General features: G+C 74.9%; 19 protein-coding genes. 12 read left to right on the top strand and 7 right to left on the bottom strand.

The window, feature by feature from the left end:
* Positions 1-92: 92 nt before the first annotated feature.
* On the top strand, positions 93-1,391 hold the full coding sequence (locus NBH00_RS24550; RefSeq protein WP_254571195.1) for an MFS transporter: 1,299 nt from the start codon (positions 93-95) through the stop codon (positions 1,389-1,391).
* On the opposite strand, the gene NBH00_RS24545 is transcribed toward NBH00_RS24550, so the two are convergent.
* A complete protein-coding gene (locus NBH00_RS24545; protein WP_254571194.1) occupies positions 1,388-1,918 on the bottom strand; it encodes a LemA family protein in 531 nt (176 codons plus the stop codon). The two genes, NBH00_RS24550 and NBH00_RS24545, sit on opposite strands and share 4 nt — an antisense overlap.
* Before the next feature lie 75 nt (positions 1,919-1,993).
* Between NBH00_RS24545 and mce the strand changes: the two genes are divergently transcribed.
* Together mce and NBH00_RS24535 are read left to right on the top strand one after the other, a co-directional pair.
* Positions 1,994-2,404, top strand: coding sequence for a methylmalonyl-CoA epimerase (gene mce, locus NBH00_RS24540; RefSeq protein ID WP_254571193.1), 411 nt, complete (start codon positions 1,994-1,996; stop codon positions 2,402-2,404).
* A 9-nt stretch (positions 2,405-2,413) separates the two neighbouring features.
* Complete coding sequence (locus NBH00_RS24535; protein WP_254571192.1) at positions 2,414-2,629, top strand: hypothetical protein; 216 nt, start codon at positions 2,414-2,416, stop codon at positions 2,627-2,629.
* Between the two features lie 12 nt (positions 2,630-2,641).
* Here NBH00_RS24535 and NBH00_RS24530 read toward each other — a convergent pair whose 3' ends face one another.
* On the bottom strand, positions 2,642-3,949 hold the full coding sequence (locus tag NBH00_RS24530) for a phospholipase D-like domain-containing protein (RefSeq protein ID WP_254571191.1): 1,308 nt from the start codon (positions 3,947-3,949) through the stop codon (positions 2,642-2,644).
* Positions 3,946-4,785 (bottom strand): diacylglycerol/lipid kinase family protein, encoded by an 840-nt coding sequence (locus NBH00_RS24525; RefSeq protein ID WP_254571190.1) that lies wholly within the window; start codon positions 4,783-4,785, stop codon positions 3,946-3,948. The genes NBH00_RS24530 and NBH00_RS24525 overlap by 4 nt, the downstream gene beginning before the upstream one ends.
* A gap of 97 nt (positions 4,786-4,882) precedes the next feature.
* On the opposite strand from NBH00_RS24525, the gene NBH00_RS24520 reads away from it, so the two are divergent.
* From NBH00_RS24520 to NBH00_RS24505, 4 genes are all read left to right on the top strand, one after another.
* A complete protein-coding gene (locus NBH00_RS24520) occupies positions 4,883-5,473 on the top strand; it encodes a phosphatase PAP2 family protein (RefSeq protein WP_254571189.1) in 591 nt (196 codons plus the stop codon).
* Positions 5,474-5,476: 3 nt separating this feature from the next.
* Positions 5,477-6,559, top strand: a complete 1,083-nt coding sequence (ychF, locus tag NBH00_RS24515) for a redox-regulated ATPase YchF (protein ID WP_367401275.1) — start codon at positions 5,477-5,479, stop codon at positions 6,557-6,559.
* Between the two features lie 134 nt (positions 6,560-6,693).
* Positions 6,694-7,149: a DUF6174 domain-containing protein gene (locus NBH00_RS24510; protein WP_254571187.1), complete on the top strand. Its 456-nt coding sequence runs from the start codon at positions 6,694-6,696 to the stop codon at positions 7,147-7,149.
* Positions 7,150-7,202: 53 nt separating this feature from the next.
* Positions 7,203-8,108, top strand: a complete 906-nt coding sequence (locus NBH00_RS24505; RefSeq protein WP_254571186.1) for a type IV toxin-antitoxin system AbiEi family antitoxin domain-containing protein — start codon at positions 7,203-7,205, stop codon at positions 8,106-8,108.
* Between the two features lie 73 nt (positions 8,109-8,181).
* On the opposite strand, the gene NBH00_RS24500 is transcribed toward NBH00_RS24505, so the two are convergent.
* From NBH00_RS24500 to NBH00_RS24490, 3 genes are all read right to left on the bottom strand, one after another.
* Positions 8,182-9,678: an SDR family NAD(P)-dependent oxidoreductase gene (locus tag NBH00_RS24500; protein ID WP_437126634.1), complete on the bottom strand. Its 1,497-nt coding sequence runs from the start codon at positions 9,676-9,678 to the stop codon at positions 8,182-8,184.
* Between the two features lie 31 nt (positions 9,679-9,709).
* Positions 9,710-11,785: a glycoside hydrolase family 2 protein gene (locus NBH00_RS24495; RefSeq protein WP_254571185.1), complete on the bottom strand. Its 2,076-nt coding sequence runs from the start codon at positions 11,783-11,785 to the stop codon at positions 9,710-9,712.
* Between the two features lie 95 nt (positions 11,786-11,880).
* Positions 11,881-12,765: a 5'-3' exonuclease gene (locus NBH00_RS24490; RefSeq protein ID WP_254571184.1), complete on the bottom strand. Its 885-nt coding sequence runs from the start codon at positions 12,763-12,765 to the stop codon at positions 11,881-11,883.
* Between the two features lie 51 nt (positions 12,766-12,816).
* Here NBH00_RS24490 and NBH00_RS24485 point away from each other — a divergent pair, with 51 nt between their 5' ends.
* A complete protein-coding gene (locus tag NBH00_RS24485) occupies positions 12,817-14,217 on the top strand; it encodes an ABC1 kinase family protein (RefSeq protein ID WP_254571183.1) in 1,401 nt (466 codons plus the stop codon).
* Positions 14,218-14,228: 11 nt separating this feature from the next.
* Complete coding sequence (locus NBH00_RS24480; protein WP_437126633.1) at positions 14,229-14,696, top strand: MaoC family dehydratase; 468 nt, start codon at positions 14,229-14,231, stop codon at positions 14,694-14,696.
* Positions 14,697-14,737: 41 nt separating this feature from the next.
* On the opposite strand, the gene NBH00_RS24475 is transcribed toward NBH00_RS24480, so the two are convergent.
* Complete coding sequence (locus tag NBH00_RS24475; protein WP_254571181.1) at positions 14,738-16,408, bottom strand: SpoIID/LytB domain-containing protein; 1,671 nt, start codon at positions 16,406-16,408, stop codon at positions 14,738-14,740.
* 122 nt (positions 16,409-16,530) lie between these two features.
* Here NBH00_RS24475 and NBH00_RS24470 point away from each other — a divergent pair, with 122 nt between their 5' ends.
* The 3 genes from NBH00_RS24470 (at position 16,531) to NBH00_RS24460 (ending at position 22,246) form a co-directional block, all read left to right on the top strand.
* On the top strand, positions 16,531-18,012 hold the full coding sequence (locus NBH00_RS24470; protein ID WP_254571180.1) for an NAD-dependent succinate-semialdehyde dehydrogenase: 1,482 nt from the start codon (positions 16,531-16,533) through the stop codon (positions 18,010-18,012).
* A gap of 67 nt (positions 18,013-18,079) precedes the next feature.
* Entirely contained in the window at positions 18,080-19,984 is a 1,905-nt protein-coding gene (locus NBH00_RS24465; protein WP_254571179.1) for a glycoside hydrolase family 2 protein, read from the top strand.
* Positions 19,985-22,246 (top strand): calcium-binding protein, encoded by a 2,262-nt coding sequence (locus NBH00_RS24460; RefSeq protein WP_254571178.1) that lies wholly within the window; start codon positions 19,985-19,987, stop codon positions 22,244-22,246. It abuts the gene before it with no gap.
* The last annotated feature ends 2 nt before the right edge of the window (positions 22,247-22,248 follow it).

Genomic DNA, 22,248 nt, shown 5'->3' with positions numbered 1-22,248 from the left:
TAGCAGCGATGTCTGCGTTAGCGGGCGGGACGTTGCTACGTTCTAACGCAGCCTCTTTTGCGTTAGCCCTCGAGCCTGACGAAAGCCCGTTCATGCCTCCCGCCACCGCCACCGCCACCGCCACCGCCACCGCCGCCCCCGACCAGCGTCCGGCCGCGCCCGCCTCCACCGCCCCGGTGGGCCGTCGCGCGGCGTCCGGCCGCCTGCCCCACGGCCGCGCCTTCTGGGCGATGGCCGCGATCACGGTGACGTTCCCCGCCGCGTCCGCCGTCCCCTCGCCGCTGTACGCGGTCTACCAGCAGCGCTGGGGCTTCTCGTCGAGCACGCTCACCGAGGTCTTCGCCGTCTACGCGCTCGCGCTGCTCGCGGCCCTCCTCACCGTGGGCGGCCTGTCGGACCACGTCGGCCGCCGTCCCGTCCTCCTCGCCGCGATCGCCGGCGAGGCGCTGTCGCTCGTCCTCTTCCTCGTCGCGGGGGACGTCGAGGTCCTCGGCCTCGCCCGGGTCGTGCAGGGCTTCGCGACCGGTGCGGCCGTCTCGACGCTCGGCGCGACGCTCATCGACCTGCAGCCCGGGCACGCCCCGCGCCGCGGCGGCGTCGTCAACGGCGTCGCCCCGCTCGCGGGCCTCGCCATCGGCGCGCTCGGCTGCGGGCTGCTCGTGCAGCTCGCCCCCGGCCCGACGACGCTTGTCTTCGTCGTCCTGCTCGCGGCCCTGGCGGTCGCCGCCGTCGCGGTCCTCGCCGCCCCCGAGACCTCTCCGCAGCGCGCGGGCGCCCGGGCCTCGCTGCGCCCGCGCGTCGGCCTCCCGGCGCACCTGCGCGCCGACGTCCTCGCGATCACCCCCGCCCTGCTCGCGAGCTGGTCGCTCGGTGGCCTGTACATGTCACTCGGGCCGTCCGTCGCCGCCGCGCTGCTCGGCGTCCACAGCCACCTCGTCGGCGGCCTCGTCGTCGCGGCGCTCTGCGGCACCGGCGCCCTCGCGGCCTACGTCCTGCGCGACCGCGACACGCGCGACGTCCTGCGCCTCGCGTCCGCCTTCATGGTCACCGGCGTGCTCGTGACGCTCGTCGGGCTCGACCGCGAGCTGCTCGTCCCGTCGGTCGTCGGCACGGTCATCGCGGGCGTCGGGTTCGGCGCTGCGGCGCTCGGAGGTTTCGGGACGCTCGCCCGCATCGCCGCCCCGCACGAGCGTGGCGAGGTCTTCGCGCTCGCGTACGTCATCAGCTACCTCGCGTTCTCGGTGCCCGCCGTCATCGCCGGGTTCGCCGCCGTCCACGTGGGCCTGCGCAGCACGTCGCTCGTCTACGCGGCCGTCATCGCGGTCGTCGCGCTGCTCGCCTTCGCGGGGGCGCAGCTCGAGCGGTCGCGGCGGAGCGCCGCGGCGGCCTAACCCGCGGGCGGCTCGAGCGGGAAGGGCTCGCGCGGCGGGAAGCCGCGCGCGCCGACGAGGCGGCCGGGCAGCGCCCGCGTGCGTGCGGCGTAGGTGAGGACGCTGCCGTTGTAGCGCCGGCGCGCCGCCTGCAGCTCGTCCTCCAGGCCGGTCAGCTCGTCGACGAGGCGGACGAAGGCGGGTGCCGCGCCGAGCTGCGGGTGCCGGGCGCCCGCGCCCGTGACCGGCGCCAGGGCGTCGCCGAGCGCCGTCTCCGCGGCGCCGCGGGCGGCCGGGCCGCTGGCGGCGCGGGCGGCGGCGCGGGCGGCGACGAGCCGCTCGAGCGCCTCGTCCTCCGCGCCCGTGTAGCCCTTGACCGTCGAGACGAGCGACGGGACGAGGTCGTGGCGCCGGGCGAGGAGCTCGTCGATGGTCGCCCAGTCGCGGTCGGCCGCGCGGCGGGCGTCGACGAGGGTCCAGCGCGCGCGGACCCGCACCGCGGCGAGCAGCACGACCACGAGGACGGCGATGACGAGCACGAGCGTCATGACGGGCTGGACCCTACCCGCGGGACGGACCCGGCTCACCGCCGCGCGAAGGCGGCAAAACGTAGACTCGCCGCCATGTTCGCCCGGATCGATCACATCGGCATCGCCGTCACCGACCTCGACGCCGCGCTCGTGCTCTACGAGCGCGACTACGAGATGACGCTCGTGCATCGCGAGACCGTCACCGAGCAGGGGGTCGAGGCCGTCCTCCTCGACGTCGGCGAGAACCACGTCGAGCTCCTCGCGCCGCTCGGCGACGACACGCCCGTCGGCAAGTTCCTCGCGAAGAAGGGCCCCGGCATCCATCACGTCGCCTACCAGACGACGGACATCGTGGCCGAGCTCGAGCGCCTCGCCGCCGCCGGCATCCAGCTCATCGACCAGACGCCGCGCATCGGCATCCGCGGCTCGAGCGTCGCCTTCGTGCACCCGAAGTCGACCGGCGGGGTGCTGACGGAGATCGTCCAGCCCGCCGCGGGCCACTAGGCTCCGGTCATGGCCCAGCGCATCTCGATCGGCTTCCACGCCAGCCCGCCCGTCGCCCTCCGCGTCTCCGACGACGAGCTGCTGAAGCTCCAGTCCGCGGTCGGCAGCGAGGGGTGGCACCAGGTCGACGCCGAGGACGGCACCGTGAAGATCAACCTCCAGCACGTCCTCTGGCTCAAGGTCGACAAGGACCCGCAGCGCGTCGGCTTCGGCCTCGGCGCCTGAGCGACCCGGCGTCTAGAGCTCGCGCCGGATCAGGCGCAGGCCCCGCTCGAGCGCCCGCTGCCGCAGCGGGCGCCGCGCCCACGCGCCGGGCCGGATCCGCTCGGCGCGCTCGAGGTCCCGCTCGAACTGGGCCGTGAGGTCGGCGGCGAACGCGTCGTCCTGGACGCAGAGCGTCGCCTCGTCCTGGAGCTGGAAGCTGCGGTTGTCGAAGTTCACCGAGCCGACCGACGACCACGCGCCGTCGACGACGAGCGTCTTCGCGTGGAGCATCGTCGGCTGGTACTCGTGCACCTCGACGCCGCAGTCGACGAGCTCGGCGTAGGTCTCCTGCCCGGTGGCCCGGACGAGCTGCTTGTCGGCGTGGGGCCCGGGGACGAGGACGCGCACGCGGACGCCGCGGTCCGCCGCCTCGCACAGCGCGTTGGTGAAGGCCGGGCGCGGGGCGAAGTACGCGGCGGTGAGGTCGAGCGTCTTCTGCGCGGCGGCGATCGCGAGGAACATGAGCGCCTCGACGTTCGTGTCGCCGACGCCCGCCTGGGAGCGGACGACCTGCATCGCCATCGAGCCCTCGGCGCGGGCGTCGAGGTCGGGCAGGTGGTCCTCGCCGACGAGGACGGTCCCCGTGGCCTCGAGCCAGTTCTCGATGAAGGCGCCCTGGAGGCCGCGGACGACGGGGCCGCGCACGCGCACGTGGGTGTCGCGCCAGTGATCGGGGTCCTGGGCGTTCCCCGTCCACTCGTCGGCGATCCCGACGCCGCCGGTCATCCCGACCTCGCCGTCGGCGACGAGGAGCTTGCGGTGCGTGCGGTTGTCGAGGCGGCGGATCGCGTAGGGCTTCGGCGGGCGGAACTTCGCGACGGTCGCGCCGCACTCGCGCAGCTCGTCGATGATCGCCGGGTCCATCTTCACCGTGCCGATCCAGTCGAGCAGGACGTTCACCTCGACGCCCTCGCGGGCCTTCGCGCAGAGCGCGTCGGCGACCTCGGTCGCGATGTCTCCGCGCCAGTACACGTAGGTCAGCAGGTTAAGCGTCCTCTTCGCCGAGCGGATCGTCTCCAGGAAGGCGGGGAAGATCTCCTCGCCGTTGATGAGCAGCTCGATCTCGTCGCCGGTGGAGATCGGGGCGGCGGTGAGCGCCTCGGCGGTGCGGAGGAAGGCGCGGTCCCCGACGGGCGGGGCGGGGGTGCCGAGCTCGTAGCCCGACCCCTGCTCGCGGCGGTGGCGGAGGGAGCCGGACGCGTACCAGGCGGCGCCGAGCGCGGCGATCGCCGCCGGGTACGCGACGCGGGCGGCGGGGACGGGCAGGCGGCCGGCGCTCACGGGACGATGACCCGGGCCGCGGGGCCGACGGTGAAGCGGCCGCCGGGGACGGAGCGGACCTCGCCGTCGACGTTGAAGGTCTCGGGACCCTCGACGGTGACGGCGGCGGCCCGGCCGCGGACGACGCCGTCCTGCTCGGTGAGGTCGCCGCGGCGCATGCCCTGGGCGCGACGGGCGAGCTCCCAGCGCGGGCCGGCGGCGACGACGGCGACGTCGAGCGCGCCGGGCTCCGCCTCCTCGAGGTGCGACCCGCCGCCGAACGCCCCGGTGCCGGCGACGATGACCTGCCAGGCGCGACCGCTGAAGAGCGTCTCCTCGCCGGTGCGGACGTGGACGCGGAGCGGCTGCGCCGTGAGGCCTGCGCTCAGCGCGCCGGCCGCGTAGGCGAGCGGGCCGAGGACGCGCTTGAGGGGCGTCGCGCGCTCGGCCGCGCGAACGGCGAGTCCGGCCGAGGCGGCGTTGACGAAGGGCACGCCGCCGGCGTCGGCGACGTCGACCCGGCGCTCGTTCGTGCCGCCGGACGCGAGGTCGAGGGCCGCGTCGAGGTCGTCCTGGGGCAGGCCGAGCGCGCGGGCGAGGTCGTTCGCCGTGCCGGTCGGGATCAGCGCGAGGGGGACGCCGGCCGCCGCGGCGAGGGCCGCCGCCGGCCCGGCGGTGCCGTCGCCCCCGGCCGCGACGATGCGGTCGAGGTCCGTGGGCGGGTCGGCGGTGAGCCCGTCGAGGGCGTCGAGCGCGACCTCGCGCACCGTCGCTCCCCGCGCGCGCAGGCCGTCGGTGAGCGACGTCTCCTCCGTGCCCGACCCGGAGGCGGCGTTGACGATCAGGGCGATCCGCATCGCGCCAGCATGCCCCACCGGGCGCACGGACAACCGCACGCGGACGCATGGTGGCGCGCGGCGTCCGCCCGGCGGCGGGGTCTAACCTGCACCCGCCATGCCCGCGTCCTCCCTCCCGCCCGCCCGCAGTCCCGGCTCCCGCCGCGCGCTGCTGGCCCTGCGCGCGTCCGGCCCGGCCGGCCGGCGGCTCGCGGCGGCGGACGTCGCGGCCTACCGGGCGATCCGCGGGTTCGCCCGGACGCCGGAGCACGTGGCGCGCGTGCGGTCCTTCTCCCGCCTCGGCGAGCACGCGGCCTGCTGGCTCGCGCTCGGCGCGGCGGGGGCGACGGTCGACAGCGGGCGCCGGGACGCCTGGCTGCGGGCGACCGGGGCGGTCGGGACCGCCTACGTCGCCAACACGGCGCTGAAGCAGATCTTCCGTCGCCGGCGGCCGCTCTTCGACGGCCTCCCGGCCCTCATCTCGACGCCGACGAAGCTCTCGTTCCCGAGCGCCCACGCGTCCTCGTCGTTCGCGGCCGCGGCGGCCTTCGCGCCGCTCGTCGGGCCGGCCGCGACGCCGCTGCGCGTGACCGCGGGCGCGATGGCGCTCTCCCGCGTGTACCTCGGGGTCCATTACCCGACCGACATCGTCGCCGGGGCCGTGCTCGGCACCGCCGTCGGCACCCTCTTCAAGCCAAGGACGTCGTAAGCCATGCCCATGAAGGTTGGAATCGTCGGGATGCCCAACGCGGGCAAGTCCTCGCTGTTCAACGCGCTGACGAAGGCGGGCGCCGAGGCGGCGAACTACCCGTTCACGACGATCGAGCCGAACATCGCCGTCGTCCCCGTCGAGGACGAGCGGATGACGAAGGTCGCGACGATGATCGGCGCGAGCGACATCGTCGCCGACCACATCGACTTCCACGACATCGCCGGGCTCGTGAAGGGCGCCCACGAGGGCGAGGGCCTCGGCAACAAGTTCCTCGCGAACATCCGCGAGACCGACGCCCTCGTCCACGTCGTCCGCGCGCACCACGACGCCGGGATCATCCACCCGGACGGCTCCGTGGACCCGATGCGCGACATCGAGACGATCGAGACCGAGCTCATCTTCGCCGACCTCGAGCAGATCGAGAAGCGGGTCGGCAAGGTCACCCGCGACGCGCGCGGCGGCGACAAGGCGGCGATCGCCGAGCAGAAGTGGCTCGAGGAGCTCACCGAGGTCCTCCAGACCGGCAAGCCCGCGCGGACCGTCCCGATGCCGCCCGAGGTCGACCGCGGGCAGACCGTCCAGCTCCTCACCGCGAAGCCCGTCCTCTTCGTCGCGAACATCGACGAGGGCGAGGACGGGATCCCGGAGGCCGTCGCCGCGCACGCCGCCGCGAACGGCGCCGGCGTCGTCGCCGTCTCGAGCCGCATGGAGGCCGAGCTGTCGGAGATGGACGACGAGGAGGCCGCCGAGATGCGCGCCGAGCTCGGCGTCTCGGAGTCCGGCCTGCAGCGCGTCGTCCGCGGCGCGTTCTCGCTGCTCGACCTCAACGCGTTCTTCACGATCGGGCAGGGCAAGCGCGCGCAGTCCTGGCACCTGAAGAACGGCCTCACCGCCTGGCACGCCGCGGGCCAGATCCACTCGGACATCCAGAAGGGCTTCGTCCGCGCCGAGGTCATCCCGTGGGACGCGCTCCTGGAGGCCGGCGGCTACGCCCAGGCCCGCGACCGCGGCACCCTCCGCCTCGAGGGCCGCGACTACGTCATGCAGGACGGGGACGTCATCACGGTGAAGTTCACGCCGTAGATCGCCCCGGGGGCGATGGACGGCGAGGGCGATCCCCCCGCGCGCGGAAGGTGAACGAAGGTTCCGGGGGTCCAGGGCACCGTGAATCTTCATTCAGGCCTGGTTGGGGTGGCGGCGCGGGTAGGGTCAGGCGCATGCGGATGCGTGTGATGGTGCTGGGCGTTGCGGTCGCGGGGGCGCTGGCCGGGCCGGCGGGGGCGCAGACGCCGCCGAGCACGCCCGACCCGCACATCACCGACGGGACGCTGCAGGCGCGCCTGGACAAGGCGCGGGCGAGCTGGAAGGCGGCGCGCATCACGAGCTACCGGATGCGCGTGCGGATCTCGTGCTTCTGCGCGCCCGAGACGCCGCCGACGCTGCGGGTCCGTCACGGCTCGCCCGTCCATCCGCCGGCCCGGTACGCGTCGGTCGCGACCGTCCCGCGGCTCTTCCGGACGATCCAGCACGCGATCGACGACAAGGTCGCGGGGCTCACCGTCCGCTACGGCGTCCACGGGGTGCCCGCATCGATCGCGATCGACCCGAGCCGCATGATCGCCGACGAGGAGGCGTACTACACGATCGACCGCTTCGCCCGGCTCTCCGGGTGACGCGGCGCGCCCCCGAGGGGGCGAGAACGGCAGCGTGCGACCTAGTAGGTCACATGGGCACACTGCGTCTCACGCCGCGCGAGGAACGGCTCCTGAACCTCGCGAACCGCCAGTTCGGGCTGCTGCGGAGCTCCGACCTGCTGGCCGCGGGCCTCACCGACGCCCAGCTGCAGACGCGCCGGGAGGCGTGCCGGCTCACCCGGGTCCATGCGGGGGTCTACGCGTTCGGCCACACCGCGCTGCGAGACGAGGGCCACTGGCTGGCGGCGCAGTGGGCCTGCGGGCCGTCGGCGACCCTCTCCCACCACTCCGCCGCCGGCTATCACGGCTGGCCCGTGGAGCCGGACGGCGACGTCCACGTGAGCGTGACGGGAACGATCCGCAGCCGGACGGGACTGCGGGTCCACCGCGTGGCGACGCTCGACGGGGCCGACGTCTTCCGCCCGTCGCCGTTCCGGGTCACGGCGATCCCGCGCACGCTCGTCGACCTTGCCGACGTCCTGCCGTGGCCCGCCTACCGTGCGCTGGCGGACAGCCTCCCGCGGCTGCACGTCGCCGGCATCCGCGCCGCGCAGGAACGTGCGCCGGGACGGGCGGGGCGCGGACTCGTCAGCCGTCTCGTCGAGGCCGACGACGCACACACGAAGTCGGAATTCGAGCGGCGGTTCTGGCGCTTCCTCAAGGCGCACCGGCTGCCGCTTCCCGATGACCTGAACGCCGCGGTGGCGGGTCACACCGCGGACTGCGTCTACCGCACCGAGCCGCGACTCGTCGTCGAGCTCGACGGACGCGCGTTCCACGAGCGGCGCGCGCAGATGCGTGCCGACCGCCACCGCGACACGGACTACCAGCTCGCCGGGTTCCGCGTCCTGCGGCTCGTGTGGGACGACCTGCACCCCGACGAGGCCGCACGGACCGCACGTCGCGTCGCCCGGATGCTCGGTTCCGGCGCAGCGTGAGACACAGACCCGCGTGGGGACACATCGCGTCGCACGCAGGTGGAGGACGCCCGCCCGCCCGCGGACGCAGCGCCTACCAGGCGCAGACCTCGAAGTCCTTGAGGAAGACGCCGTGGAGGTCCTCGCCGGCCTCGCCGCGGACGATCGGGTCGTAGACGCGGGCGGCGCCGTCGACGAGGTCGAGCGGGGCGTGGAACCCCTCGTTGGCGAGCCGGACCTTCGTCGTGTGGGGGCGCTCGTCGGTGATCCAGCCGGTGTCGACGCTCGTCATGAGGATGCCGTCGGTCGCGAGCATCTCCTGCGCGCTCGTGCGGGTGAGCATGTTCAGCGCGGCCTTCGCCATGTTCGTGTGCGGGTGGCCGGGACCCTTGTAGCCGCGGCCGAACTGGCCCTCCATCGCGGAGACGTTCACGACGTAGGTGCGCCGCGCCTCCGCGGCGGCCATCGCGGCGCGCAGGCGGCTGACGAGGATGAACGGCGCGGTCTGGTTGCAGAGCTGGACCTCGAGGAGCTCGACCGGGTCGACCTCCTCGACCCGCTGCGTCCAGCTGTTGACGTGCACCTCGTCGGGGACGAGGCCGCCCGCGTCGATCGCCGTCCCCGTCCCGGCGGTGAACCCGGCGCCCATCCCGGCCGACCGCGCCGTCAGCGCGAGCCCGGTGACGTCGACGGGTGCGGCCGCCGCGACGGTCGCCCCCGTGAGCCCGGCGGGCAGCGACGCGGGGTGCTCGGCCCGCACTGCGCCGAGGACGAGCACGTCGACGTCCCGCGCCCCCTCGGGCAGCGGCGCCGCCTCCGCCGCGCTGAGCAGCGCGTACGCGTCGGGGGACCGGCGCACGGTCTGCGCCGCGTTGTTGATGAGGATGTCGAGCGGGCCCGCGGCGGCGACCGAGTCGGCGAGCGCGACGACCTGCGCGGGGTCGCGCAGGTCGAGGCCGACGATCCGCAGGCGGTGCAGCCAGTCCGCGCTGTCGTCCATCGCCGCGAAGCGCCGCGCCGCGTCCTGCGGGAAGCGCGTCGTGATCGTCGTGTGGGCGCCGTCGCGCAGCAGCCGCAGCGCGATGTACATGCCGATCTTCGCGCGGCCCCCCGTCAGCAGCGCGCGGCGGCCGCGGAGGTCGACCTTCACGTGGCGCCGCTCGTGGTGGCGCGCCGCGCAGGCCGGGCAGAGCTGGTGGTAGAAGGCGTCGACGTCGACGTAGAGCTGCTTGCAGACGTAGCACGGGCGCGGGCGGATGAGCGTGCCCGCGGTGCTGCCGGCGACCTGGCTCACGAGCGGGAGGCCCGCCGTCTCGTCGTCGATGCGGCCGGGCGCGGCGGTCGCGGTGGCGGCGAGGACGGCGCGGTCGGCGGCCTGCACGGCCGCGCGCCGCTCGGCCCGCCGGCGCTCCTTCACGGTCTTGAACAGCCGCGCCGTGGCGCGCTGGATCGCGACCTGGTCCGGGTGGTCGACCGGCAGCGAGTCGAGCTCGGCGATGACGTCGAGGCACGTCTGCAGGCGCGCGGGATCGAGCCCCGGGCCCGCGTCGTCGCGGCCCGAAGGGGCGTCCGGCGCCACCGGGTCGTCCATCATCGTCACCCTGCAGAGGGTAGGGAACGCGCTACGCGGCGCGGGCGCCGGCCGCTTCCTGCGTCGCCTCGGCGCGCTGCCCCGAGCGGGTCCCCGCGACGCCGCGGCCGCTCCGCGCCCGCGCGCGCCGCCGCCAGACGCCCGCGATGACCCAGCCGTCGAGCGCCAGCAGCAGCAGCAGGCCGAGGGCCAGGCCGAGCGCCTCCAGGCGCCCCGGGCCGCCGGTCTCGTCGGCCACCCCGGCGGCCGCCGCGGGGCTCACGCTGCGGTAGTCCGCGGTCGACGCGAAGTCGTGCTCGGCGAGCGACCACGCCGGCTTCCGGCGCCCGTCGTAGGTGATGAGGCCCTTGTGGTGGATCGAGTTGCGCTCGACGCCCGGTCGCGACACGCCGCCGACCCAGTGCGGCTTGACGGCGAACTCGCGCAGCGTCCAGTAGATCGCGCCGCCGATGAACGGCCGCTGCTCGATGATCGCGAGCACCCGCCGCAGGTAGTCGGTCTGGAAGGCGTACGTCTCCTTCTCGCTCGCCGGCCCGGCGAACGTCGACTCCGCCCCGAACTCCGTGACCTCGAGCCCCTGCGTGGGGTAGAGGCGGCGCATGTGGTCGAGGTAGGGGCCTAGGTCGGAGAGCTTGGCGACCGAGTGCTCCGCCTTGCCCGTGTACCAGCCGAAGTACGAGTTGATGCCGAGCAGCGGGAACGCCGCGTAGGCCCGCTGGCGCGCGTACCCCGGGTAGCTCAGGAGGTCGACGCTCACGGGGATCGTCGGGTCCAGGGACGCCGCGAGCGAGCGGGCCGCGGCGAGGAAGGCGGCGGTCCCCGGCGTCGTGTCCGGGACCGGGCTCAGCTCGTTCGCGACCGAGTGGGTGATGACCGACGGGTGGTTGCGGGCCTGCAGGATCGTCCCGCGGACCGTCGCGAGGGCGGTGTCGCGCTTGGCCGGCGTCTCGAGGAGGACGTCGCGGTGGTAGATCGGGGCCTGGCTCCAGACCATGATCCCGGCGGCGTCGAGCGCGTCGAGGAGCTTCGGGTTCAGCAGGTAGTGCGCGCGGGTGACGTTCGCGTGGACGGCCTTCAGCTCCGCGACGGTCTGCGCGATGTCCGCGTCGGTCAGGGCCGGCCCCCGGCCCGGGACGTCCTCCTGCACGGCCGCGCCGCGGAGCTGCAGCTGGCGCCCGTTGAGGTTCAGCATCCCGTCCTCGACGGTCACCGAGCGCAGCCCCGTCCGCCAGCGGTCGACCTGCTGGGCGACGTCGCCCGCGCTCGTCGTGACGGTCACGCCGTAGAGGTGCGGGTCCTGCGGGGACCACAGGTGCGCGTCGGGGACGGGCAGCTCGAACTGCACGTGCGTCTCCTCGCCGGGGGCGAGCGACCGCGCCGCGAAGGTGCGGGTCAGCGTCCTGCCGTCGCTCAGCGCGAGCGTCACCCGCGGCGCGGCGATCGGGTGGTCGGAGCGGTTGACGAGCGTCCCGTCCAGGCGCGCGGCCGCCCTGCAGTCTCCGCCGCCGTCCGCGCAGCGCACGTCGCTGAGGACCCCGGCGTCCCGGAGCTCGAGCGCCCCCCGGGGGACGAGCGACACCGGCCGCGTGATGCCGCCCCAGTTCCACCAGCCCTCGCGGACCCGGCTCGACTTGCGGTTGTCCACGCGGACGACGAGGACGTTGCGCGCGCCCGGGCGCAGCGCGCCGCGGGTCGGCAGGTCGAAGGGGACGTACGGGTCCTCGTGGCGCCCGAGCGCCACCCCGTTGAGCCACACCTGCGCGGTCCGGCGGACCTGCTCGAAGTGGACGTCGTCCGTGAACCCGGCCGTGGCGGGGGGCGCGGTGAAGGTCGTCCGGTACCACTCGACCGAGCCCTTGAACGCGGCCTCGGTCGTCGCCCCGGTGATGACCGAGGGGACCACCGCGGGCTTCCACGTGTGGCGCGTGTCCGGCCGCCAGTAGCCCGCCCCGACGCCCTCGTTGCCGGGGTCGGCGAGCTTCTGCCAGCCCGTCGCCAGCGGCACGGCCGCGGGGACGGCGGGACCGGCCGCGGGGGCCGCGGCGGGGAGCAGGCAGGCGGCCGCGAAGGCGGCCGCGACGGTCGTCGCGAGGGAGCGGCGGGTCACGGGCGCGCCCTATGATGACGCACGACGGGGCCCCGGGCGACGGCTGCACGTCGCCGTGTGACGGTTGGCGCGACGACGGTGACCGCGCGGCGGGCTCACGCCCTCCAGGCGGCGAGCCGGTCCGCCAGGCGGGCCATCCCGAACTCCCGTGCCGCCTCCGCGGCCTCGGCGAACCGGGTGGGCGTGTCGGGCGGACGGGTCACGGCGACCGGCTGCAGGGTCGCGATGTGACGGAAGGCCCGCAGCTCGTCCGCCTGCTCGCGGAGGGCCGTCCGGACCCGCGGCTTCAGCGATCTCGAATCCGTGGCCGCGTCGCGCGCGGCGAGGTCGATGAGCGTCTCGAGGTCCGAGTGCTCGGCGAGGAGCGCGGCGGCGCCCTTCTCCCCGACGCCCTTCGCGCCCGGCAGCCCGTCGGACGGGTCACCGCGCAGCGCGATGAAGTCCGGGACCTGCGCGGGCTCGATCCCGTAGCGGCGGCGGACCTCCGCGACGTCGACGACCGACGGGCCGTCCTTCCCGCCGGGGAAGAGGACGGTCGTCTGCGCGTCGACGCACTGGAACATGTCGCGATCGCCGGTGAACAGCAGGGTGCGGCCGCCGGCCTCCCGTTCGACGGACGCGTAGGCGCCGAGGAGGTCGTCCGCCTCGAGGTCCTCGCTCGCGTGGTGGATCCAGCCGAAGCGCTCGTAGAAGGCCGGCGCCTGCTCCCACTGCCAGACGAGCTTCTCCGGCATCGGCTCGCGGGCGGCGTGGTAGCCCGCGAACGCCGCCGTCCGGTAGTGCGCGGCCTCGGCGCCGTTGCAGAGGACGACCGCGCGCGGATCGTGGGCCTCGACGACCTGCAGGATGAGGTTCGCGCAGCCGAGCAGCCCGTTCACCGGCCGCCCGTCCAGGCCTTTGATCGACGAGGGCAGCGCGAAGAACGCGCGGTACAGGAGGGACGGCGTGTCGACGACGAGCAACGGGGCCGGAGAGGACATGCGCGGCATGCTGCCATCCTCGGAGGCCTCCCGCCCGTACCCAGGAGGACCATGAGCCCCAAGATCCCCACCTCCCGCCTCGGCCGCACCGCGAAGTTCGGCGGCCTCGTCGCGGGCCAGGGCGCGCGCTGGGTCGGCACGAACACGGCCAACCGCTTCCGCTCGGACGAGAAGGCCGACGAGAAGCTCGGCGAGCGGGCCATGGACACCGCGAACGAGATCGTCGCCCAGCTCGGGCAGATGAAGGGCGCGGCGATGAAGATCGGCCAGGTCCTCTCGACGATCGACTTCGAGCTCGTCCCCGAGGGCGAGCGCGAGAACTTCAAGGCGAAGCTCGCCCAGCTCCGCGACGACGCGCCCCGCGTCCCCTTCGCGAAGATGCGCAAGGTCCTCGAGCAGGACCTCGACGGGAGGATGTCCGACGTCTTCGCCGCCTTCGACGAGGAGCCGATCGCCGCCGCGTCGATCGGGCAGGTGTACCGCGCGACGACGCACGACGGCCGCGAGGTCGCCGTCAAGGTCCAGTACCCCGGGGTCGCCGAGGCGGTCGAGACCGACCTGCGCAACGCGAACCTCCTCTTCCCGCTCGTCAAGCGCCTCGCGCCGGGGCTCGACGTGAAGGCGATCGCCGGCGAGCTGAAGGACCGCATCGGGGAGGAGCTCGACTACGAGATCGAGGCGCAGCACCAGCGCGCCGTCGCGCGGGCGTTCCGCGGGCACCCGTTCGTCACGATCCCCGCCGTCGACACGGCCCTCTCGACGCGCCGCGTCCTCGTGACCGAGTTCATCGAGGGCGTCGGCTTCGCGGCGGTCGCCGACCGGCCCGAGGCCGAGCGCGACCGCTACGGCGAGATCCTCTACCGCTTCTACTTCGGTCTGCTGAACCGCGAGCACCTCGCCTGCGGCGACCCCCACCCGGGCAACGTCATCTTCACCCCGGACGGCAAGGTCTGCTTCCTGGACTTCGGCCTCATGCGCAAGGTGCCCGACGAGTACCTCGAGGGCGAGCGGCAGATCGGCCGTGCGCTGCTCGCCGAGGACGCCGTCGGCGTGCACCGCCAGCTCGGGGTCCTCGGCTACCTCCCGGACCCCGGCAGCTTCCCGGTCGACGACGTCCACGCCCAGCTGAAGGCCGCGGGCGCCTGGTACCTCGAGCCCGGCTTCCGGCGCATCACGCCGGATCTGGTCCGCGAGATCATGGAGGTCGCCGGCTCCCCGCGGTCGCCGTACTTCGAGGCGATGCGCCGCCAGACCGTCCCGGCCGAGGCGCTGCTCATCCGCCGCATGGAGGGCCTGCTCTTCGCCGTCCTCGGCGAGCTGCGCGCCGGCGCGGACTGGAACGCGCTCATGCGCGAGTCGCTCGAGCCCGGCACCCGCCCGACGACGGAGCTCGGCGAGGCGGAGGCCGCGTGGGCGGGCCGGGCGCGTCCCCCGGCGGGCGCGGTCGCCTGACGCCGCATAGGATCGCGGCCATGCTCACGATCAACGGCATCGACGAACTGCGGACGTACGAGGGCAAGGAGCTCGGCGTCTCGGCCTGGAAGACGATCGACCAGGCGGCGATCGACGCGTTCGCGGACGCCACCGGCGACCACCAGTTCATCCACGTCGACCCCGAGAAGGCGAAGGCGACCCCGTTCGGCGGGACGATCGCCCATGGCCTCTTCACGATCTCCCTCGGCCCGGTCTTCAGCGAGGAGATCTGGACGATGACCGGCATCGCGTTCGCGCTGAACTACGGCTACGAGAAGGTCCGCTTCCCGGCGCCGGTGCCGGTCGACTCGAAGCTGCGGATGACGGCGACGCTCGCCGCGCTCACCGACGTCGCCGGCGGCGTGCAGGCGCGCGTGACGCAGACGTACGAGATCGAGGGCGGCAGCAAGCCCGTCTGCGTGGCCGAGTCGGTCGTGCGCTTCTACGCCGCGGCCTGAGGTTCGCCTCGGCCGCGAGGCGTGACCGCGCGGCGCCGCCCTCAGCGCGGCAGCCGCACGCGGACCGGGGGCCCGGCGAGGGCCCTCGTCCGCACGCGGTACACCCCCGGGCGGGCCGGGACGTAGGTGTAGAAGCCCCGCGCGTTCGTGCGGAGCTTCGTGACCGTCCGCCAGCGGCCACCGCCGGCGCCGCGCTGGACCGCGAGCCGGATCGGGCGCGTGCGGCCGGTGAACCGGCCGCTCAGGCGGACGACGCGGCGGACGCGGACGCGCGGCCTCGCGGCCTTCACGGGGGCCGGCGTGGCGGGCGTCGGGACGGCGGACGCGGACGCGCTCGCGGGGGCGAGGACCGCGCTGCCGGTCGTGGGCTGCGGCGCCTGCGTGGTGACGTCCGAGAACGACGCCCAGCCGGTGAAGGACACGGGGCGGGGCGGCGTGGTGAAGGCCCGCAGGACGTCGGGCACCGCGGCGGCGGACGCCGGAGGCGGCGCCGGGACGAGGACCCGCGTGCGGTGCGTCCCCACCGCGGTCGTGACGAAGCTGAAGCGCGCCCACGTGTCATAGAGGCGCAGGCGCGACTTGAGCGTCAGGCCGTCGACGACCGCCGACCCGCGCGAGCCGACGAGGCGCGCGCGGACGATCCGCGGCGAGTCGCCGTGCTGGAGCACCTCGATGCGCCGCAGGCGCCCGGGGACGAGTCCGGCGAGCCGCGCGTTCGCCTCGTCCATCGTCAGCCGCAGCCGCCAGGTGTGCTTCGGCGAGGTCGTGTCGTACGGGTCGCTCACCGAGACGAGGTACGGCACCGGCGCGGCGCCGGGGAAGCCGTACTGGACCGCCTCGGTGCGACCGCCCGAGGTCGAGAAGAAGTACGTCGTGGCGACCCGGCCACCGGACATGAGGACGAGGCCGCGCGTCCCCGCGATCGCCGCGTCGGTCGACGCGGACTCGGCCGCGACGCCGTGGTAGACCTGCGAGCGCGTGTCGGCGTACAGGTCGTGCCCGGCGCCGGTCGCGACCGCGTAGCTCCGCGCCGCGACGGCCTGGGCCCGCAGCGCCGCCGCCGGCCAGCCGGACGGGCTCTCGGAGCCGACGACGCCGCGCAGGTAGTCCTCGAGGTCGAGCCGGTTGACGACGCCGATCCGCCGCCCCGGCTGCGGCACCAGGACGAGCGCGCCGCGGTAGGCGCCGTCGACGATCCCGTCGCCCGACCGGCCGAGGAGCTGGACGGGGGCCCCGCCGCGGGTGACGGCGAGCGCGCCGCGGCCGCGCAGGAGCTTCCTGCCCCGGTCGTCGCGGAGCTCGAGCATCCCCTTCTTCGTCACGACGACGTGGTAGGTCCGCCCCGGGTCCACCGCCCTGCCGCCGACGTCCCCCGCCCCCGCGAAGCGGACGCTCGCGCGGCCGTCCGCGAGGTCGACGCCGATCGTCTGCCCGCTGACCCGCCCGTAGCTCGTGCCCGGGTAGTAGTGGGCGAGGATCTGGCGGTAGGAGCGGCCGTGCTGGGCGAAGCCGTAGGCGCCGTATTGGCTGAGGCCGACGCCGTGGCCGAAGCCGCGTCCCTCGATGACCATGACGGTCTTCGCGGGCGCCGCCGGCGCGGCCGCGAGGGGTGCGGTGAGCGCGGCGCCGGCGAGGAGCAGGCGCGCGAGGAGGACGGGGCGGGACGGGCGATGGCGGCGGCGGTCCATGTTGCAGCGGGGCGAGCGTTGCACAGGTCACCATCGGCACGCGCCGAACCCCCCTGGAGTACCCGGGTCCGGGGGCGCCCACGCGTCCAGCGTCCGCCGCGGGCTCGCGCCCGCGAGGTGCTCCCGGCCGCGTCTATGCTCGGACCATGCCGACGTCAGCGCTCACGTCCCGCGAATCCGCCGTCGTGGAGGCGGTGCCGCACCGGCTCTACATCGGGGGGGAGTGGCGCGACGCCGAGGGCGGCGGCACGATCGACGTCGAGGACCCGTCGACCGGGCAGCCGCTCTGCGCCGTCGCGGACGCGAGCCTCGGCGACGCGAAGGCCGCGCTCGACGCCGCCTGCGCCGCCGGGGAGGCGTGGCGGACGACGGCGCCGCGCGAGCGGGGCGAGGTCCTGCGCCGGGCCTACGAGCTCATCGTCGAGCGCACGGACGACATCGCGCTGCTCATGACCCTCGAGATGGGCAAGCCGATCAGCGAGTCCAAGGCCGAGATCGCCTACGCGAACAACTTCGTGCGCTGGTACGCCGAGGAGGCGGTCCGCATCAACGGGCGCTTCACCGTCAACGAGAGCGGTGCCGGGCGCGTGCTGACGATGAAGCAGGCGATCGGGCCGTGCCTGTTCATCACCCCCTGGAACTTCCCGCTCGCGATGGGGACGCGGAAGATCGCCCCCGCGATCGCCGCCGGCTGCACGATGGTCGTCAAGCCCGCGAAGCAGACGCCCCTGTGCATGCTCGCGCTCGCGCAGATCCTCGAGGAGGCCGGCCTGCCCGGCGGCGTCCTCAACGTCATCACCGCGGAGAAGTCGGGCGACACGATGGCGCCGCTCATCGCCGACCCGCGCGCTCGCAAGCTCTCCTTCACCGGCTCGACGGCCGTCGGGAAGACGCTCATCAAGCAGGCCTCCGAGCAGGTCCTCAAGGTCTCGATGGAACTCGGCGGCAACGCCCCGTTCGTCGTCTTCGGCGACGCCGACCTCGACGCCGCCGTCGACGGCGCGATGATCGCGAAGATGCGGAACATGGGTGAGGCGTGCACCTCGGCCAACCGCTTCATCGTCCACGAGTCGGTGGCCGAGGCGTTCGCGGACAAGCTCGCGCAGCGGATGGGCGCGCTCACCGTCGCCCGCGGGACCGAGGACGGCGCCGACGTCGGCCCGCTCATCAACGCCGACGCGGTGCAGGAGATCGGCGCGATGGTGAAGGACGCCGTGGACGGTGGCGCCCGCGTCCTCACCGGCGGCGGTGCGGTCGACGGCCCGGGCCACTTCTTCGCGCCGACGGTCCTCGCCGAGGTCGCGCCCGGTGCCCGCGTCCTCACCGAGGAGATCTTCGGCCCGGTCGCGCCCGTCGTCGCCTTCTCCGACGACGACGAGGCGATCGCGATGGCGAACGACACCGAGTACGGCCTCGTCGCCTACGTCTACACCCGCGACCTGGACCGCGCCTTCCGCGTCGTCGAGCGCCTGGAGACGGGCATGATCGGCCTGAACCAGGGCATGGTCTCGAACGCCGGCGCGCCCTTCGGCGGGGTGAAGCAGTCCGGCTTCGGACGGGAGGGCGGCGCCGAGGGCATGGAGGAGTACCTCGAGACGAAGTACGTCGCCCTGAACGTCGGCGGCTGACCGCCAGGCCCGCTTCGGGGCCCTCCGCGGCGCGTCCGGCCCCGGGCGCCGGTACCCTGGCTCGTTCATGCTTTCCGGGGGCAAAGCGTTGGCGGTGACCATCGGCGCGATCGTCGTGGCTGCCGCCGCCGCTCCGAACGGCGACGTGGGTCGCGCGAAGGCGGGCGCCGATGGCGTCGCGTCGGCGGCCGCCCCGGTCATCCGCGACGGCCCGATCGGGCGCATCGCGCTCGGCGGCACCTGGGTCCTGCGCAGCGATCCGAACGCCCACGGCACGCTCAAGGGCTGGCAGACGGGCAACTTCACCGGGTCGGACGTCACCGTCCCGAACGACGCGAACGCCAAGCGCGTCCTCGGCCCCGGCCAGAAGAAGTCCTTCTTCGGCACCGTCGCCTGGTACCGCACGTCGTTCACCGTCCCCGAAGCGGGCAATTACGCGGTTCGCCTGGAGTCGGTGAACCACAAGGCGCGCGTGTGGATGGACGGCAAGGAGATCGCCCATCACACCGGCGAGTACCTCCCGTTCGAGGGCCGCGCCGCGCTCACGCCCGGCGTCCCGCACACGCTCGTCGTCCGCGCCGACTACCGCAACCCGTACGAGATGAAGCGGGAGGCGTGGCACCGCACGTGGTTCAACTTCGGCGGCATCAACCGCGAGGTGACGATCCGCAGGCTCACGGCGAGCGACATCGGCGCGCCGTCCGTGCGCACGCGCCTGCAGCCGAACGGGCACGCGCTCGTCGACCTCACCGTCCACGTGACGAACCGCGCCGCCGACCGCGTCGTCCCCGTTGCCGGCACGCTCAGGCACTCGGGCCAGACGCTGAACTTCACGTTCCCGAAGATCCTCGTCCCGCAGGGCCAGACGCGGGTCCTGCAGACGACGGTCGACGTGAAGGACCCCGCGCTGTGGGCGCCCGGCTCCCCGAACCTCTACGACCTGACGTTCACCGGGCCGAACGGCGAGTCCGGCTACACGCTGAAGACGGGCCTGCGCGAGCTGCGCAAGGTCGGCACGAAGCTCTACCTCAACGGGAAGCCGATCGTCCTGAAGGGCGCGTCGATCCACGAGGACGCGGAGGGCCGCGGCGACGCGCTGACCGCCGCCGACATGGACGAGATCGTCAAGGAGCTGCAGGAGCTCGGGGCGAACGCGACCCGCGCGCAGCATCCGCTGAACCCGGCGCTCATGGAGCGCCTCGACGCGGCCGGGATCATGGTCTGGATGGGGGTCGGCCCCGTCGACGCCCCGGGCGCCTGGACGTCGAAGACGCCGAAGCTCGTCGAGCAGGCGAAGGGTCGCGTGCGCGCGACGCTCTTCCAGCTGCAGACGCACCCGTCGATCATCGCCTGGAACCTCGCGAACGAGGTCGCCGCGAACGGTCACCGCGGCGGCCAGGCGCAGTACATCGACGACATGGCGAAGGAGCTCCACAGCCGCGACCCGGGGCGTCTCGTCGCGCTCGACGTCTGGGGCACCCACCCGCCGCGCGTCGCCGGCCCGATGTACCGCAACATCGACGCGGTCGGCGACACGAACTACATCGGCTGGTACTCGGACACGCACGACACGCACGCGCAGGTCGCCCAGGCGATCCGGGACCACGTCGCGAACTTCGAGAAGGTCTTCGCCGGCAAGATCGTCGTCATCAGCGAGTTCGGCGCCGAGGCGAACGCGCTGAACGCGAGCGACGCGCCCGGCGGCTACGGCTTCCAGTCCGCCCTGCTGAAGCTCCACATCGGCATCTACAAGGCGGACCCGCGGCTCAGCGGCATGCTCGTGTGGAACCTGCGCGACTTCGCCGTCACGCCCGCGTTCTACGGCGGGTCGATCCGGCGGCAGGTCCCCGACATCCACATCCTGCGGGGCCTGAACCAGAAGGGCCTCTTCTCCTACGACGGCCGGCCGAAGCCGTCGATGCTCGCCGTCCGCGACGCGCTGGCGGCCCCGGCCGCCGCGCCCCGCCCCTGAGTGCGGGCGGCGCCGCGCCGGGCCGCCGCCGCGCTCATCGCGTCCGCCGTCCTCGCGGCCGGGGCCGGGCTCGCCGCCCCGGCGCCCGCCCCGGCGACGATCTGGCCGACCGCCGGCGGGGACGCGGCCCGGGCCGGCCTGCAGCCGTTCGATGCGGGGCTGCCGCCCTTCGACGCCCTCTGGAGCGTCGGCGACGTCGACGTCGTCACCTCGCCGCTCGTCACCGGTCCCGGGACGGGGGGCGTCGCGCCGCGTGTCGTCTACGGGACCGCCGACGGCCGGCTGCACCTGCACGACCTCTACGCCGGGACGCCGGTCGGGGACGCGGCGGGCGTCGCGCTCGGCGGGACCGGGGCGGCGCTCACCGGCTTCGACGGCTCGGTGACGCCCGCGGACTCCTCGACGGTGGCGGCCGCGGGCGAGATCTTCGCCGTCGTCAACGGCCGCACCGGCGCCGGGCAGCCGGTCGTCGCGATCGCGCAGGTCGACGTGCTCTCCGGGCGCCTCGTCCAGCGGGTCGCGGTCCCGTACACGACGGGCTACGTCGCCTCGAGCAGTCCGCTGCTCACCGACCCGGCCGCGGACGGGACGCGCGCCCTCGTGTTCACCGTCGTGGACCGGCCCGACTGGGAGACGGCGGGCGGTCCCGCGTCGCCCGCGAGCGAGCCGCGCGGGCACGTCCTGCGCGTGCCGATCGACGCGCCCGGCGGGCCGACGGCGACGATCCAGGCCGCCCAGACGCAGGCCGTCGACGTCGCGGGGCTCAACGCGCTCGCCGCGCCGGTCCTCGTCCGCGGCGCCGAGGCGACCGGTCCCGGCGGGGCGCTCGTCGCGCTCGCCACGCGCGACCCCGAGCACCCGGTCCAGACCCTCGTCGCCGACGACTTCGGGCTCACGCGGCCGGACGCGCCGGCGCTCGCGCGCCCGCGCGCCGGGGCCGCCTCCGGACGGCTCGACGCCACCGCGTCGGCGACGAGCCGCGTCTTCGCCTTCGCGCCCGCCGTCGCGGCGGGAGCCCCGGGGCGGCCGGTCGCGCTGTTCGTCGCGACCTACGCCGAGGCGCGCGACGAGACCGTCGTGCACCGCCTCGTCCCGGCGGCGGACGGGTCGGCGCTCGTCGAGACCGCGCGGAGCGCGCCGCTCGCCGGGCGGCCCGACCCGGGCCTGGCGACCTCGGCGCTCGGCGCCGACGCCGGGGTCGTCGTGGCCGGGACGACGCACGACCTCTACGCGCTCTCCGGGACCGACCTCACGCGGCGCTGGGTCCTCGACCGCGAGCCCGGGGCCGCGGCCGGGCACGGCTTCGCCCGCGTCGTGCCCGCGATCGGGACGCAGACGGTGTTCGTCACCCGCGACGACGGGCGGCGGCTCGCGGTCTCGCTCCGCGACGGCGTCCCGCTCGGCGAGGACGCCTTCGACGTGGGCACCGCCGCGGCCGGGACGACGGCGGCGCGCGGGTCGGCGGCGGTCGCGGGCGGGACGGTCGTCCTCGCGTCGGACGCGGGGATCGTCACGCTGCGCACACGCTGCGGGAACGTCCTGCCCGCGCTCGGGGGTCGGGCGTTCGTCGGGACCGAGACCGGCGACCGCGCGCTCGGCGGGCCCGCGGCCGACCTCGCGACCGGTCACGGGGGTGACGACTGCCTGAGCGGTGGCGGCGGCGCCGACCGCCTCAAGGGCGGCCACGGGAACGACCTGCTGTCGGGCGGCGCGGGCGGGGACGTGGAGCTCGGCAACGACGGCAACGACACGCTCCGCGGGGGTGACGGGCCGGACCACCTCTCGGGCGGCGACGGGGCCGACGTGCTCTCCGGCGGGTCCGGCGACGACGTCGCCCGCGGGGGCGGCGGGGTGGACACGCTGCGCGGGGACACGGGCGCGGACCTCCTCCTCGGCGGGGCGGGCATCGACACGATCCTCGGCGGGGCCGGCGACGACCACCTCGTCGGCGGGCCGGGCGACGACCGGCTCGAGGGCGGCTCGGGCTCGGACACCCTCAGCGGTGGCGCGGGGCGCGACGTCCTCCTCGCCGGCCCGGGCCGCGGCGTCCTCTACGGCGGGCCGGGCGACGACCGCCTTGACGCGGTCAACGGCGTCAAGGACGTCGTCGACTGCGGGACGGGGACCGACCGCGCCCGGGTGGACCCCGTCGACGTCGTGAGGCACTGCGACGTCGTGGTGCGGGTACGGGTGCGGGTGCGGGTGCGGGTGCGGGTGCGGGTGCGGGTGCGGGTGCGGGTGCGGGTGCGGCGCGCGGGCTGACG

The sequence above is a fragment of the Paraconexibacter antarcticus genome (assembly GCF_024220175.1).
GTDB lineage: Bacteria > Actinomycetota > Thermoleophilia > Solirubrobacterales > Solirubrobacteraceae > Paraconexibacter > Paraconexibacter antarcticus.
This window is presented reverse-complemented; position numbering and strand designations above follow the sequence as displayed.

What these genes read in the sequence shown, in the direction of transcription:
- NBH00_RS24465 (WP_254571179.1), top strand. Translation starts at nt 18,080, where the DNA reads ATGCTTTCCGGGGGCAAAGCGTTGGCGGTGACCATCGGCGCGATCGTC.
- NBH00_RS24520 (WP_254571189.1), top strand. Translation starts at nt 4,883, where the DNA reads ATGCCCGCGTCCTCCCTCCCGCCCGCCCGCAGTCCCGGCTCCCGCCGC.
- NBH00_RS24510 (WP_254571187.1), top strand. Translation starts at nt 6,694, where the DNA reads ATGCGGATGCGTGTGATGGTGCTGGGCGTTGCGGTCGCGGGGGCGCTG.
- NBH00_RS24485 (WP_254571183.1), top strand. Translation starts at nt 12,817, where the DNA reads ATGAGCCCCAAGATCCCCACCTCCCGCCTCGGCCGCACCGCGAAGTTC.
- NBH00_RS24470 (WP_254571180.1), top strand. Translation starts at nt 16,531, where the DNA reads ATGCCGACGTCAGCGCTCACGTCCCGCGAATCCGCCGTCGTGGAGGCG.
- NBH00_RS24490 (WP_254571184.1), bottom strand. Translation starts at nt 12,765, where the DNA reads ATGTCCTCTCCGGCCCCGTTGCTCGTCGTCGACACGCCGTCCCTCCTG.
- mce (WP_254571193.1), top strand. Translation starts at nt 1,994, where the DNA reads ATGTTCGCCCGGATCGATCACATCGGCATCGCCGTCACCGACCTCGAC.
- NBH00_RS24545 (WP_254571194.1), bottom strand. Translation starts at nt 1,918, where the DNA reads ATGACGCTCGTGCTCGTCATCGCCGTCCTCGTGGTCGTGCTGCTCGCC.
- NBH00_RS24525 (WP_254571190.1), bottom strand. Translation starts at nt 4,785, where the DNA reads ATGCGGATCGCCCTGATCGTCAACGCCGCCTCCGGGTCGGGCACGGAG.
- NBH00_RS24535 (WP_254571192.1), top strand. Translation starts at nt 2,414, where the DNA reads ATGGCCCAGCGCATCTCGATCGGCTTCCACGCCAGCCCGCCCGTCGCC.
- NBH00_RS24500 (WP_437126634.1), bottom strand. Translation starts at nt 9,678, where the DNA reads ATGGACGACCCGGTGGCGCCGGACGCCCCTTCGGGCCGCGACGACGCG.
- NBH00_RS24550 (WP_254571195.1), top strand. Translation starts at nt 93, where the DNA reads ATGCCTCCCGCCACCGCCACCGCCACCGCCACCGCCACCGCCGCCCCC.
- ychF (WP_367401275.1), top strand. Translation starts at nt 5,477, where the DNA reads ATGCCCATGAAGGTTGGAATCGTCGGGATGCCCAACGCGGGCAAGTCC.
- NBH00_RS24505 (WP_254571186.1), top strand. Translation starts at nt 7,203, where the DNA reads ATGGGCACACTGCGTCTCACGCCGCGCGAGGAACGGCTCCTGAACCTC.